The organism is Luteimonas terrae (assembly GCF_031457535.1).
Lineage (GTDB): Bacteria > Pseudomonadota > Gammaproteobacteria > Xanthomonadales > Xanthomonadaceae > Luteimonas > Luteimonas terrae_A.
The window spans coordinates 101,035-114,697 of the sequence record NZ_JAVDWO010000003.1; the positions used below are offsets into that span (position 1 = coordinate 101,035).

Sequence of the window (13,663 nt, forward strand, 5' to 3'; positions counted from 1 at the left end):
GCGATCAGTAGCGATTGGGCCCGGCGACACGGCACCCGTCAGCTTGACTGCGGGCCTGGGTCGCGCCTTCGGCATCGCCGGTCGACAGGCGCACCTGCTCCAGCGTGACCCAATGGCGGCGGCACAGCGGGCCGACCTGCGCGCCGATCGCATAAGCGCGTTCGGCCAGCTGCGTCGCCATGGGCAGGTCGTTCTGCAGGATCGCGAGTTCCGCGCGCTCCTGCAGCAATGCGGGATCGCTGTCGACGATCGTCATCGCGTCGTCGAGCGCGGCGACCGCGCCCGCGAGATCGCCCTGCGCCTCCAGCGTGACCGCGCGCATACGCAGGTCCTCGATCATCGGATCGCGCAGCGGCTGCACGGCGAGTTCACCGTCACCATCGCCAGCCGATGCGCGGATCGCCTGGACCATGGTGGCCGGCGGAATCGTCGACACCGGCGCGGTTTCGGACGTGGTCGGCGACGGGCTGGCGCAGGCGCCGAGCACGAGCGCGGCGGACAGTGCGGACAGACGGCACGTGAGACGGAACAGATGCATCAGGGCGACTCCTCGACAGGCGGTACGGGCGCAGGGGCCGGCGCGGGTGCCGGCGGCGCGGTCTCGGCCGGCGGCGCGGCCTCCTCATCACGGCCGAAGCCGAAGAACTCACGCCAGCCGCGGCGTTCCTGTTGCACCGGTGCGCCGGTGGCATCGACGAGGTTGCCGCTGTCGTCGACGAAGGTCTGGTTGGGATCGTAGGTCGGGCACGGCTGGTAGGGCGGCGCGTAGCCGGTCACGAAGGCAAAGCGGCGTGCATCGGGGCAGTTGGCGTCGGTGCTGCTGGACTGGGCGACCCACTGCCATTCAAGGCCTGCGTCGCCGACTTCGAGCGGCGCGCTCGGCAGACGCGAAAAGATGCCCGACCACACGCGCATCGCGCCGGTCGCGCCGTACAGGCCGGTCTGCTCGTTCTGGTCGTTGCCGACCCAGACCACGGCCAGGTGATCGCCGGTCCAGCCGGCGAACCAGCTGTCGCGACCGTCATTGCTGGTGCCAGTCTTGCCCGCGGCGTTGAGCCGTCCAAGGCCGTCGCTGACCAGCTGACGCCCCGTGCCCGAGGTCACTGCATGCTGCAGCGCCAGCGTCACCAGACGCGCGGCGATCGCATCGCCTTCCTGCGCCGGACGCGGCGCGTTGTCGTAGCGGTTGACCACACGGCCCTGCTCGTCGAGAACGCCGCGGACCGCGCGCAGCGGCTGGATCTCGCCGCCGGACGCGAGGAACTGGTACAGCTGCGCCATCGCATAGGGACTCTGGTCCATCGAGCCGAGTGTCAGCGACGGATTGGGCGTCGCGCGCACGCCGGCGAGCACGTGGACCAGATCGGCGAGCGCGCGCGCGCCGACGGCTTCGCCGATGCGCACCGTGGCCTGGTTGTAGGAGCGCGCCAGCGCATCGATCATCCGCACCGTGCCGTGGCTGCGGCCATCGGAATTGCCCGGCGACCAGCGGCGGCCGTTCTCCAGCGTGATCGTCACCGGGGAATCGTCGACCCAGCTCGCCAGCGAGTACTGCGCGGGATTGCCGAACGCGAGCAGATACACGAAAGGCTTGAGCAGCGAACCGACCGGACGGTGCGCTTCGACCACCCGGTTGAAGCCGTGCTCGACGGGATCACGACTGCCGACCGCGGCGACGACTTCGCCTGAGTGGACGTCGGTCACCACCAGCCCCGCCTGCAGCGGCGGCCGCTTTCCGGTGCTCAGCTCCTTGATCGTGCGTACTGTCGAACCTTCCGCATACGCCTGCGCCGACGGCGCCATCGCGGTCATCACCGACAGGCCCGCGCCCTGCAGTTCGCCAGTGGGATAGTCGCGCGCCAGCTGGCGACGCACGAGATCGACATACGCCGGAAACCGGTTCGCGGCGATGCTGCCAGGCGTTTCGGTCACGCCGAGCGGACGTTTGACGGCACGGTCGTGCACAGCCTGGTCGATCAGGCCGGATTCGAGCATCTTGCCGAGCACGAAATCACGGCGCGCCAGTGCCCGTACCGGATTGCGACGTGGATCGTAATGCGAGGGGCCCCGGATGATGCCCACCAGCAGCGCGACCTGTTCGGTTTCCAGATCGTCGAGGCGGCGGCCGAACCAGAACTCCGCGCCCGCAGCGACGCCGTGGATCGCCTGCGCGCCGCGCTGGCCCAGGTACACCTGGTTGAGATAGGCCTCGAGGATCGGGCCCTTCCCGTAGCGCGCCTCGATCAGCATCGCGTAGAGGATCTCGTTGAACTTGCGCGTATAGGTCTGTTCGCGGCCGATGCCGAGCAGCCCGCTGCGCGCGAGCTGCTGGGTCAGCGTGCTCGCGCCCTGGCGCGCTTCGCCGGCGCGCATGTTGATCATCGCCGCGCGGGCGATGCCAGTGAGATCAATGCCGTGGTGGTGCGCGAAGTCCTTGTCCTCGACCGCCTGCAATGTGTCGGTCAGCAGTTGCGGCACCTCGTCGATGCGCACCAGCCTGCGCTCTTCCTGGCGTTGGCCGTAGAGTGTGGCGATGCGCGCCGGATCCATGCGCGCGACCTTGAGCGCGCGTTCGCCATCGCCGTCGCGCAGCCGCGACACACGACCGCCTGAGAGCGTCAGCTGCACGCGGCCGGGCGCGACCGCGCCGTCGACATCGCGATAGCCGCGGCTGGAGATCGTCCAGCGTCCGCCATCGCTCGTATAGGTGCCCGGCTTGACGCCATCGCCCTCGCGGTAACCCGCGGCATCGAGCTCGGTCTTGAGCGTTGCGGCGTTCATCGCCACGCCAGGCGTGACCTGCAGCGGACGCGCGTACACGCGCGTGGGCACCTGCCAGGTCAACGCGTCGAACTTCTCGCTGACCTGATGGTTCAAGTACAGCGCATACGGAATCAGGAAGCCCAGGCCGAGGCCGACCAGTGCGAGCACCGCGGTCACCGCGCGCCTGCGCCAGGCGGGCGGCGCGTCGTCGTTCAGATCGTCGGTGTCTTCGTCTTCGTAATCGATCCGGGCCATGGAATTCCTGCACCCGCGGCGGCGGGTCGATGTGGATGCCACAATAGCGCCGGGCAGTCTATCCCAGCGCCCCGGCGCGGACCCGGACGTCCTCCCGAACAGTCAGCTGGAGTTACGAACGCATGTCGTTTTCCCTGGCGGGCGCGCGGTTCCAGCTGGAGCGCGCGCTCGGCCTGTGCCGCCGCGGCCTCGCCAGTCTGCGTACCCGCGGCGCCGCCGCGACGTGGCAGCGCGTCAGCGCGCAGCTGGGGCTGTTCGCGCCGGCCGCTGCGGAAACATTGCTGACCGCCGACACGTCGCCGTTCGTGCCGTTCGCCCTGCCCCTCGCAGACCCGCCGGAGGTCAGCATCCTCATCCCGGTGCACGGCCACGTCGATCAGACGATTGCCTGTCTGCGCGCGATCGCGGCATATCCGCCGCACACACCGATCGAAGTGATCGTCGTCGACGATGCGAGTCCGGACGACACGCTGACGTTGCTGGCGCAGGTCGATGGCCTGCGGCTGCATGCGCTGCCTGCGAATCTCGGTTTCATCGGCGCATGCAACGCAGGCGCCGCGATCGCGCGCGGCCGTTTCCTGCTGTTCCTCAACAACGACACCGTACCCCAGCCAAGATGGCTGGACGCGCTGCACGCCACCTTCGATATGCAGGCCGACGTCGGCATCGTCGGCGCGCAGCTGGTGTATCCCGATGGTCGCCTGCAGGAGGCCGGCACGATGCTCGCGCGCGATGGACGCGGCGAGAGCCGGGGCCGGTTCGCCGATCCCACGCATCCCGCATTCGCCTGGTGCGCGGACGTGGATTACGTGTCCGGCGCGGCCCTGATGCTCAAACGCAGCCTGTTCGAACGCCTCGACGGATTTGACGCCCGCTATGCGCCGGCCTACTACGAGGACACCGATCTCGCGTTCCGCGTCCGCGATGCCGGATTGCGCGTGCTGGTGCAGCCGGTCGCGCGCGTCGTGCATCTGGAAGGCGTCAGCGCGGGCACCGACCTGAGCCGCGGCATGAAGGCTGCGCAGGCGCGCAACCTTCCCGTGTTCGAAGCGCGCTGGCGCAAAGCCCTGGCATCGCGCCCGGTCGATCCGGTCGAGGCCGGACAACTTCCGCGCCCCGGCACGCCACAGGTGCTGATCGTCGACAACCTCACGCCGAGCCCGGACCGCGATTCGGCCTCGTTGCGGCTGGTCAATCTGATGCGACTACTGCGGCAGGCCGGCGCGCATGTCGTGTTTCTACCGGCCGACCGCAGGCATGCCGGCGACGCGACGCGCGCCCTGCAGGCACTCGGCATCGAGGTCTGGCACGACCCGTATGTCGGCGGCGTCGACCGCTGGATGCGCACACACGGCAGTCGCTTCCAGCGCGTGCTGTTGTGCCGCCACTACATCGCGCGCGAGTTCCTGCCGCTGGTGCGCGCGCATGCGCCGCAGGCACGTGTGGTGTTCGACAGCATCGACCTGCACTACATGCGGGAACAGCGCGGAGCCGAGGTCGCGGGGGACGCATCGCTCGCGCGCGCCGCTGCGCGCACGCGGTCACTGGAACTGGATGTCATCGCGCGCAGCGACGACACCCTGGTCGTCAGCGCGGCCGAGGCCGAAGTGCTCGCCACCGACGCACCCGATGCGCGCGTCACCGTTCTGTCGAACCTGCACGAAATCTCCGGCGCCGGCGCTGCATTCGCAAACCGGCGCGACCTGGTCTTCGTCGGCGGCTTCCGCCATCCGCCGAACGTCGATGCGATGCGCTGGTTCCTCGCCGATGTGTTTCCGCGCATCCGCGCCGCGCTGCCGGATGTGCGCTTCCACTGCATCGGCGGTTACGTACCCGACACGATCACCGCGTTCGCCGATGCGCCCGGTGTGCAGATCCACGGCCATGTCCCGGACATCACGCCGTACATGGACGGCTGCCGCATCGCGGTCGCGCCGCTGCGTTTCGGCGCGGGGGTCAAGGGCAAGGTCAACCTGAGCATGGCGCATGGCCAACCGGTCGTCGCGACCCCCTGCGCCGCCGAAGGCATGCACCTGCACGACCGCGAGGACGTATTGCTTGCCGATGATGCCGATGCATTCGCAAATGCGGTCATCGCGCTGTATCACGACGAAGCGCTGTGGTTACGCCTCGCCGGCAACGGGCTGGCGAACGTGCAGGCGCACTTTTCGCTGGACGCCGCGCGCAACACCGTGCGTCAGGTGTTCTTCGACCTTTAGCGGTTGAGCGAAGCTGCGCGCAGACGCCGGCCGAACTCCATATGACCCGGCACGCCGGCGTCGATGTCGCGCGCTGATGCCAGTGCGGCTTCGGCGCCAACGAGATTGCCGGCGCCGAGACGCTCGTCGCCGATCGCCAGCCAGCGCTGCGCCAGTCGACGTCGTGCGTCCCGCACTGCGCTGCCGGCATCGCCAAGCACTTCGCGTGCGTCGAGACACGCCCGCGCACGCGCCAGACTGTTCGCCCGCAGCCCCGCGTCGAAACACTCTCGGGCGGATGGAAGCAGACGTGCGGAGGCACGCGCGACTGCCGGATCGTCGGGCGCGACCAGGCGGGCGGCGCGGATCTTGTCGTAGGCACTGTCGCCGGGCGGCGTGAGCAGATCCCCGCGCGCTTCGGCGGCCACTGCCTGCTGCAGCAAGGTGTCCACGCGCTGGCGGCGCTCGGCGGGCGGCAGTTGCGGCCCCAGACGCGCATGCCGCGCGCGAGAGCGTTCCACGTGTTCGCCGGCAGTGCGCACTGCTTCGCTGTCGGCCGCCAGCGCACGTGCTTCGCGCAGCTGCGCACCGGCGTCGGCGAAATTGAAGTCGCGTGCGAAACGCTCGGCGCGTCGCGCGTACGCGGCGCCGGCATCGTGCAGCCCCCGTTGTGCGCGCGCGTCGTTGGGATCGAACGCCAGCAGCGTCCGCCACTCGGCGACCGCGCGCTCCACGCTGCCCGCCTCCAGGCTGCGCGCGGCGCGGCTGCGCAGCGCATCGAGCTCCTCGGTCAAACGGGCCTCTGTGTCGGGCAGATCGACGTGGCCGGCATCGTATTCGCGGACACGCGCAATCAGGTCGGCAGCCTCGCGCAGGCCGCCCTCGCGCAGGCGACGACGCGCGTCATCGAGCAACGCCGCCAGCGCATCCTCGCGCCCCCGCAGGGCATCGGCGTTGTCCGGCTGCAGCGCCAGCACGCGGCGGTACAACGGCAGAGCGCTGCCGTGGTCGGCATCGAGATTGCCGACCGCCTGCGCGGCCTGTGCCTCTGCAACCAGCCGGTCCAACCCGGCGCCTGCGGCCTCCCGCTGCCGCAGCGCGCTCGCAACCGCATCGACGTGTTCGCGTGGCGCGGAGAGTTCGCTGGCCAGGCGCAACGCGGCATGCGCATCGTCGAAGCGACCGGCCTCGACCGCGGACGCCGCCTGCGCGACCGCTGCACGCGCGACGTCGGCCAGACCCGCGCGCGGTCGCACGTCGTCGGGGTCGAGCGCCAGAGCGGCCTCATACAGCTGGCGCGCGCCATCGCCATCGGACGTACTCAGGCGGCCGGCGGCCGTGGCGGCGGCCGCATCGTCGAGCAAAGCCTGGGCACGGGTTTCCGGCCACAGCCGGTCGACCAGAAACAGACGCACGACCACGACCAGCGCCAGGACGACCGCGAGCACACCGGTGGCGATCCACCAGCCCCGGCGCCGTTGCGACGCATCGGCGTGCGCGGCGCGTGCACGTGTCGATGCACTCGCCAGCGGCTCGCGCGGCGTCACGGGTTCAGGCATGTCGGATTCGCGTTGCACGCGGCGCAGTATGCGAGCCCGCAATGAACGTCCGCGTCACCGGCGTGCGGCATCCACGCCGGGCATGCCGTCGAGCTTGCCGAGCAGACGCGCCAGTTGGCCGTAATCCGCCACCCGCACGCGCAATTGCAGGCGCACCCGCGACAGGCCCAGCGACTCGCTCTGGATCGACAGCACGTGCACGTCCTCCTGCGCGATCGCGTTGCTGAGATCCTTGAGCAGATGCCGGCGGTCGACGGCTTCGACAACGATGTCCGACGCATGGCCGCCACTCGCACGCCCCCACTCCACCGGCAGCACCCGCTGCGGTTCGTTCGCCGACAGGCGCAGAAATGACGGGCAGTCGCGACGGTGCACGGTCACGCCGCGCGCCCGTGTGAGATAGCCGGCGATCGGCTCACCCGGCACCGGACGGCAGCAACGCGCCACCTGCACCAGCAGGTTGTCGACGCCGACCACATGGAACTCGGAATCGGCGGCCTTGGGCACACGCCGCGGTTGCCGCAGCGGGAGGATCGGCGCTGCGGGCTCGGTGGGCGCTTCACGTTCGCGCTCCAGTTCCAGCAGCGCGCGCCCGATCTGGTTCGGTCCGACGTCCCCGAGCGCGACCAGCACATGCAGATCGTCGACGGTGGCCACATTGAAGCGCGGTAACACCGGCGCGAGATCCGCTTGCAGCAGGCCGAGCCGGCGCAGGTCCTTGTCCAGCAATTCGCGGCCGGCCTGGAGATTGCGTGCGCGGTCGAGCTTGTGGAACCAGTGACGCACCTTCTCGCGCGAACGCGGACTGGCCAGGAACCCGTTCGACGCAACCAGCCAGTCGCGCCGCGGCGACGGCGTCTTCGCGGTCATGATTTCGACCCGCTCGCCACTGTGCAGCACGTAGTCCAGCGGCACGATGCGCCCGTCGACCTTGGCCCCGCGGCAGCGGTGACCGACCATCGTGTGCACGTGATAGGCGAAATCCAGCGGCGTCGCGCCCTGCGGCAGATCGACGATCTCGCCCTTGGGCGTCAGCACGAACACGCGGTCCTCGACCAGTTCGGTGCCGAGCGCGCCGGCCAGCGATGCATCGCCCTCGCCCGCCGGTTCGGTATGCGCATCGAGCAGGCGACGCATCCATTCGATACGCCGCTCAAGCGCGGCATCGCCGGCCGACGACGAACGCTGCGAGTTGCCGCTTTCCTTGTAGCGCCAATGGGCGGCGACGCCGAGCTCGGAAGCCTCGTGCATCTCGCGGGTGCGGATCTGCACTTCCAGCGTCTTGCCTTCGGGGCCGACGACAGCCGTGTGCAGCGAGCGGTAATCGTTGTGCTTGGGCCGGGCGATGTAATCGTCGAATTCGCTGGGGATCGGCGTCCACAGCGCATGCACCACACCGAGGGCGGCGTAGCAGGCGGGAATGTCGTCGACGAGGACGCGCACGGCACGCAAATCGTAGAGCTCGCCGATCGGCACCTGCTTGCGCTGCATCTTCTTCCAGATGCTGTAGATGTGCTTGGGCCTGCCCGCGACCTCGCCGCACACGCCCTGGGCGGCCAGCGCGTCGCCGAGCTGCACGCGGACCGCTTCGATATGACGTTCGCGGCCGGTGCGCTTGTCATCGAGCAGACCGGCGATGCGGCGGTAGGTGTCCGGTTCGAGATAGCGGAACGCGAGGTCCTCGAGCTCCCACTTCAACTGCCAGATGCCGAGCCGGTTGGCCAGTGGCGCGTGGATGTCACGGGTCAGCGATGCGAGGGCGCGACGTGCCTCTTCATCCTCGCTGCGCGCGGCGGCGCGCATCAGCGCCAGCTGCCGCGCCAACAGCACCAGCACCAGACGCAGATCGCGGATCAGTGCCAGCAGCAGGCGTCGCAGACCTTCGGGATTGCCTTCGCTCGCGTGCTCGGCATGCAGCGACCAGACCTGGTGCGCGGCAGCGAGACCTTCGATCAGCGGAACGATCGCCGGCAGGCGCGTCGTCAGCAGCGGGCGCCATGCCGGCACCGCATCCGCGAGCGCGGTCGCGACAACCTCGGCATCGGCGCCGAGCAGACACAGCGAACCGACAGTGTCGAGCAGCGCCGCCGCATCACTTGCTGCGATCTCCGCATCGTCCGGCATCGCTGCCAGCAACGCACGCAGCGACGGCCCCGACGCGGCCATCGTCGGCAGCGCCAGCAGGCGGTCGCGCAGGTTGTCCGGAGGCTCGGGCATCGGCCGCTCGATGCAGGCAGGACGGTCTACACTAGCGGCGCCCCGACCGGAGGAACAGAGCATGCGTGCAGTCCACAGTGTCTTGATCGCAGCGGCGCTCGCCGCAGCCGTGCCCGCATTCGCGCAGCAGACGCGGATCGAAGACCGGTTGACGGCGTCCGAATTCAGAGATGCCGGGCTCGGCAAGCTCAGCGAGACCGAGCTCGCACGCCTCAACGAACTTCTTGAACGCAGCGCATCGCCAGCTGACGGGCCTGCTTCGCCCGACGTCGAGACGCGCATCGCGCAGGCGCGCGAAGAGGGTCGCCGTGAGGCGCAGGGCGAGGACCGTGGCCTGCGGCCTACGGTGTCGCGCGAACCTGTCGAAAGCACCATCCCCGGGCCATTTACCGGCTTTGCGCGGGGCCGCGAGTACACGCTGGCCAATGGCCAGGTCTGGAAGCAGACCGACAGCGCGTCGATCGCAGGTGCACGCGGCCAGGATGTCGGTGTCCGGGTGCGTCCCGGCATGCTGAGTGTCTGGTGGTTGCAGGTCGACGGCTACAACACACAGGCAAAGGTCGAACGCGTTCGCTGAGTTCTTACGGATTGCGTGGGCCAGGCGACGACAGGCAGCGCTTTTGACGCACGAAGGGGCGTCAGGTAAGCGCCGCCACCCGCGTCGCCAGCTTCTTCGGCGACACGCCGCCCTTCGCGCCCAGTTCCTGGGCGAATAGCGAGACGCGGAGTTCTTCGATATCCCAGCGCAGTGCCTGCCAGTCGGGCGCGTCGCTGCGGCCGCGCGCGGCCGCTTCGGCAAGGGCATCGACGAAAGGTTTGACGTCGAGCATGCGCTGCTGGTCGCGCTGCGGATCGCGCTGCGCCCGTTCGGCGCGCAGCGACAGCGCGTGCAGCCAACGTGGGTATTCCGACAGTGCCGTCGCCGGCACCGTACGCAGGAACCCGGGCGGCACCAGGGCGTGCAACTGGGCCTGCATGTCGTCGAGGTTCGCGCGCGCCCAGCCCATCAGTTTCGATTCGAGCCTGGCGCGCACCTCGGCGACGCGATCGAGGATCGCCTCGGCCTGCTGCAGACGCGCCATCGCTTCGCCGAACAAGGCCTTGCCGACGGCATCGCGATGGGTGGCGAACGCATCGGCGTCGCGGATCGTCTCGAGCCCATCGACGAGCAGCGCGGCAAGCGCGCCGTCGACGAGATCCTCGCGCAGGCGATCGCCGGGCTTGCCGTCACGCGGCGCGGCGGATTCGATCGCGGCATAAAGCAACGCGGTCTTCGGCGCGACCGGCAACTGCTTGCGCGCATGGCGCACGCGATCCGCCAGCGCGATCGTCAGCAGACGCCGTACACCCTGCGGATGCAGGCGGCGCGCGTGCGCGGCATCTGCGTGCACCGCCAGCGACGCGCTGTCGCCGTCGTCCTGGAGCGCCGGGTAGGCCGGCAGGCCGCCGGCGCCCGGGATCGAGACGGGAACCGGCGTGTCCGGAAACACGGTCAGCCCGCCCTGCTGGAGGCCGTCGGCGGCATGCGAGGCGAACGCACGCGCCGCGCGTTCGCCGAAGCGGCGTCGCAGGTCGTCGAGGTCGCGCGATTCCGCGAGCACGGTACTGGTCTTTCGATCCCGCCCGGTATCGACCAGACGCAGGTTAGCGCGCAGATGCGGCTCCAACGCCGCCTCGTCGAAATCCGATGCCGAAATGTCCACGCCGGCGAGCTTCTTCAGGAACCGAGCCAGCGTGCCGGTGAACGCATCGGCATCACCGTCGCGCCAGGCCTGCGCGAATGCACGCGCGAAATCCGGCGCCGGCACGAAATTGCGGCGCAACGCCTTCGGCAGGCTGCGGATCATCGCGGCCGCCTTGTCCTCGACGAAACCCGGCGCCAGCCAAGACAGCCGCACCGGATCGATGGCGTTGAGCAGATGCAGCGGCACCGACACCGTCATGCCGTCGTCGACCGCGCCCGGTTCGAACCGGTACGAAACGGCGAGTCGCGCCTCGCCGAGCGCGATGAAAGCCGGAAACAGATCGGCGTCCACCCCGTCGGCGACCAGCAGGTCGTCGCGGCCCCACGTCAGCGCCTGCTTCGCGGCGTCGGGCGCCTTTCGCCACCACGCGTCCAGCGCCTGCGCCGACAGCACATCGGCAGGCAGCCGCTGCGCATACCACTGCGTCATCCAGTCTTCGTCGACGACGATGCCCACGCGGCGCTGCTTGGCTTCTTCCTCGCGTGCGTGTTCGAGCGTGCGCAGGTTGCGCTCGACGAAGCTGGCGCGCGTGTTGATCTCGCCGGTCACCAGACCATCGCGCAGGAAGAGCGCGCGCGCCTCGTCCGGGTACAGCCGGCCATAGTCGACCGGCTTCTTCGGTGCCAGCACCAGGCCGAACAGGCTGATCTGCTCGCTGCCGACCACCCGCCCCTGCGAACGCGACCAGCGCGGATCGTGATGGCGCCGTGCCAGCAGATGATCGAGCTCACTGATGATCCAGTCAGGCTCGATCGCGGCATTGGTCAGTGACCAGACTTTCTCGGTATCCAGCAGCGTGGCCGACAGCACCCACGGCGGTGGCTTTTTCGACAGCGGCGAGCCGGGAAACAGCTGGAAGCGGCGCCCGCGTGGCCCTTCGTACTGGCCGGACACGCGGCCGCCGCCACCAGGGTCGGTGCGATGCCCGACCTGGGTCGGCAGACCGGCGATCAGCGCGCGATGCAGCGCGATGTACGCCGCCGCTTCCGCTTTTGCAGTCACGCGCGGATCCGCGTCCACAACTCCGTTGGCACGCGCCTCGATCGACCACCCGAGGTCCTCGCACTGCAAGCGCAGCTGGCGATGCAGCTCGCGCCATTCGCGCATGCGCAGGAAACCGAGGAAGTTTCGGTCGCACCATTTGCGTAGCTGCGATTGGGTCAGGTCGGCATGGGCCTGCCGGTAGCCGTCCCACAGTTTTACGATGCCGACGAACTCGGACTTCGCATCGGCGAACTGCGCGTGCGCGGCGTCGGCTGCGCCGCGCTGGTCGGACGGCCGCTCGCGCGGATCCTGGATGCCGAGGAACGAGGTGATCGCGAGCATCTCGTCGAGGCAGCCATGCGCGCGCGCGGCGACGAGCATGCGCGCGAGCTTGGCGTCGATCGGCAGCTTCGCCATGGTGCGGCCGGTCGCGGTGAGCGTGCGCGCGCCGTCGATCGCACCGAGCTCGGCCAGTTGCTGCCAACCATCGGCAACCGCGCGCGGATCCGGCGGCTCGACGAAGGGGAAGGACTCGATGTCACCCAGGCCGAGCGACAGCATCCGCAGGATCACGCCTGACAGCGACGCGCGCCGGATCTCGGGATCGGTGAACTGCGCGCGCGATGCGAAATCGGCCTCGGAAAACACCCGGAAGCATGTTCCCGGCGCAATCCGGCCGCAGCGGCCCTTGCGCTGGTCCGCGCTGGCCTGACTGACGGGCTCGATGTGCAGGCGGTCGAGTTTCTGCCTCGGGCTGTAGCGCTTGACGCGCGCAAGTCCAGGATCAACTACGTAATGGATGCGCGGCACGGTGAGCGAGGTTTCGGCGACGTTCGTCGCCAGCACGATGCGTCGCTGCGGCCCGGGATTGAACACGCGGTCCTGATCCTTGGACGACAGCCGCGCATACAACGGCAGCACCTCGGTGTGGCGGTATTTGCGGCGCTCCAGCGCCTGGTGCGCATCGCGGATCTCACGCTCGCCGGGCAGGAAGATCAGCGTGTCGCCGGTACCGCGGATCTGCATGATCTCGTCGCAGACCGACACGATGCCGTCGAGCACGCTGCGTTCTCCCGCGTCATCGCCGTCGCCTTCCAGCGGCCGGTAGCGCACGTCGACCGGAAAGCCGCGGCCTTCGACATCGACCACCGGCGCGCGGTCGAAATGTTCGGAAAAGCGCGCGGTGTCGATCGTCGCCGACGTCACGATCAGCTTCAGATCCGGGCGCCTCCCCAGCAACTGTTTCAGATAGCCCAGCAGGAAATCGATGTTGAGGCTGCGCTCGTGCGCCTCGTCGATGATGATCGTGTCGTAGGCCGACAGCCAGCGGTCGGAGCCGATCTCCGCCAACAGGATGCCGTCGGTCATGAATTTGATCGCGGTCGCTTCGCTGACGTTGTCGTTGAAGCGGACCTGATAGCCGACTGCGCCGCCGATCGGCACCTGCAGTTCCTCGGCCACACGCTTTGCGACCGTGCGCGCCGCGATGCGGCGTGGCTGGGTGCAGCCGATCAGGCCGGCGGCGCCACGACCGGCGGCCAGACACAGTTTCGGCAACTGCGTGGTCTTGCCCGAACCGGTCTCACCGGCCACCACCACGACCTGATGCTCACGGATCAGCCGAGCGATCTCCTCGGCCTTGCCCGCGATCGGCAACACCGGATCGACCTCGGCGCGGGGCAACTGCGCGGCGCGCGTCTCGCGCTGCCGGATCGAGGCCTGCAATCGCGTCTCGAACGCCTCGCGTACGGCGGGGTCGCCGGGCGCGCGGCGCCACCGGCCCAGCAGCGCGAGCAGCCGGCCACGGTCGCGCGTCGTCGCCGCTTCGATCGCGGCCTGCGCGTGTTTCAACGCACCGTTCACCGCCTTGTCGCTGGAATGCTGCGTCACGCCCGGAACCCGCCCTCAAGTCACATATCCACAACGGATGCGCCTCTATTGT

At 69.3% G+C, this 13,663-nt stretch carries 7 protein-coding genes; 2 read left to right on the forward strand and 5 right to left on the reverse strand.

The window, feature by feature from the left end; translation table 11 throughout:
• Positions 1–4: 4 nt before the first annotated feature.
• On the reverse strand, positions 5–538 hold the full coding sequence (locus tag J2W68_RS04495; RefSeq protein WP_310233173.1) for a tetratricopeptide repeat protein: 534 nt from the start codon (positions 536–538) through the stop codon (positions 5–7).
• Complete coding sequence (gene mrcB / locus J2W68_RS04500) at positions 538–3,018, reverse strand: penicillin-binding protein 1B (protein ID WP_310233174.1); 2,481 nt, start codon at positions 3,016–3,018, stop codon at positions 538–540. Before mrcB ends, J2W68_RS04495 begins: the two co-directional genes overlap by 1 nt.
• A 122-nt stretch (positions 3,019–3,140) precedes the next feature.
• Here mrcB and J2W68_RS04505 point away from each other — a divergent pair, with 122 nt between their 5' ends.
• Complete coding sequence (locus tag J2W68_RS04505; RefSeq protein WP_310233176.1) at positions 3,141–5,237, forward strand: glycosyltransferase; 2,097 nt, start codon at positions 3,141–3,143, stop codon at positions 5,235–5,237.
• On the opposite strand, the gene J2W68_RS04510 is transcribed toward J2W68_RS04505, so the two are convergent.
• Positions 5,234–6,775 carry a hypothetical protein gene (locus J2W68_RS04510; protein ID WP_310233178.1) on the reverse strand — a complete coding sequence of 514 codons (1,542 nt, stop codon included), beginning with the start codon at positions 6,773–6,775 and terminating at the stop codon, positions 5,234–5,236. The two genes, J2W68_RS04505 and J2W68_RS04510, sit on opposite strands and share 4 nt — an antisense overlap.
• A 54-nt stretch (positions 6,776–6,829) precedes the next feature.
• Positions 6,830–8,992: a RelA/SpoT family protein gene (locus J2W68_RS04515; protein WP_310233179.1), complete on the reverse strand. Its 2,163-nt coding sequence runs from the start codon at positions 8,990–8,992 to the stop codon at positions 6,830–6,832.
• A gap of 61 nt (positions 8,993–9,053) precedes the next feature.
• On the opposite strand from J2W68_RS04515, the gene J2W68_RS04520 reads away from it, so the two are divergent.
• Positions 9,054–9,569 (forward strand): hypothetical protein, encoded by a 516-nt coding sequence (locus J2W68_RS04520; RefSeq protein ID WP_310233181.1) that lies wholly within the window; start codon positions 9,054–9,056, stop codon positions 9,567–9,569.
• A gap of 61 nt (positions 9,570–9,630) precedes the next feature.
• Here the strand turns inward: J2W68_RS04520 and hrpA are convergent, their stop codons facing one another.
• A complete protein-coding gene (gene hrpA / locus J2W68_RS04525) occupies positions 9,631–13,611 on the reverse strand; it encodes an ATP-dependent RNA helicase HrpA (RefSeq protein ID WP_430539666.1) in 3,981 nt (1,326 codons plus the stop codon).
• Between the last annotated feature and the right edge of the window lie 52 nt (positions 13,612–13,663).

Coding starts and splice junctions, on each gene's coding strand:
- J2W68_RS04495 (WP_310233173.1), bottom strand. CDS start 538: ATGCATCTGTTCCGTCTCACGTGCCGTCTGTCCGCACTGTCCGCCGCG.
- mrcB (WP_310233174.1), bottom strand. CDS start 3,018: ATGGCCCGGATCGATTACGAAGACGAAGACACCGACGATCTGAACGAC.
- J2W68_RS04505 (WP_310233176.1), top strand. CDS start 3,141: ATGTCGTTTTCCCTGGCGGGCGCGCGGTTCCAGCTGGAGCGCGCGCTC.
- J2W68_RS04510 (WP_310233178.1), bottom strand. CDS start 6,775: ATGCCTGAACCCGTGACGCCGCGCGAGCCGCTGGCGAGTGCATCGACA.
- J2W68_RS04515 (WP_310233179.1), bottom strand. CDS start 8,992: ATGCCCGAGCCTCCGGACAACCTGCGCGACCGCCTGCTGGCGCTGCCG.
- J2W68_RS04520 (WP_310233181.1), top strand. CDS start 9,054: ATGCGTGCAGTCCACAGTGTCTTGATCGCAGCGGCGCTCGCCGCAGCC.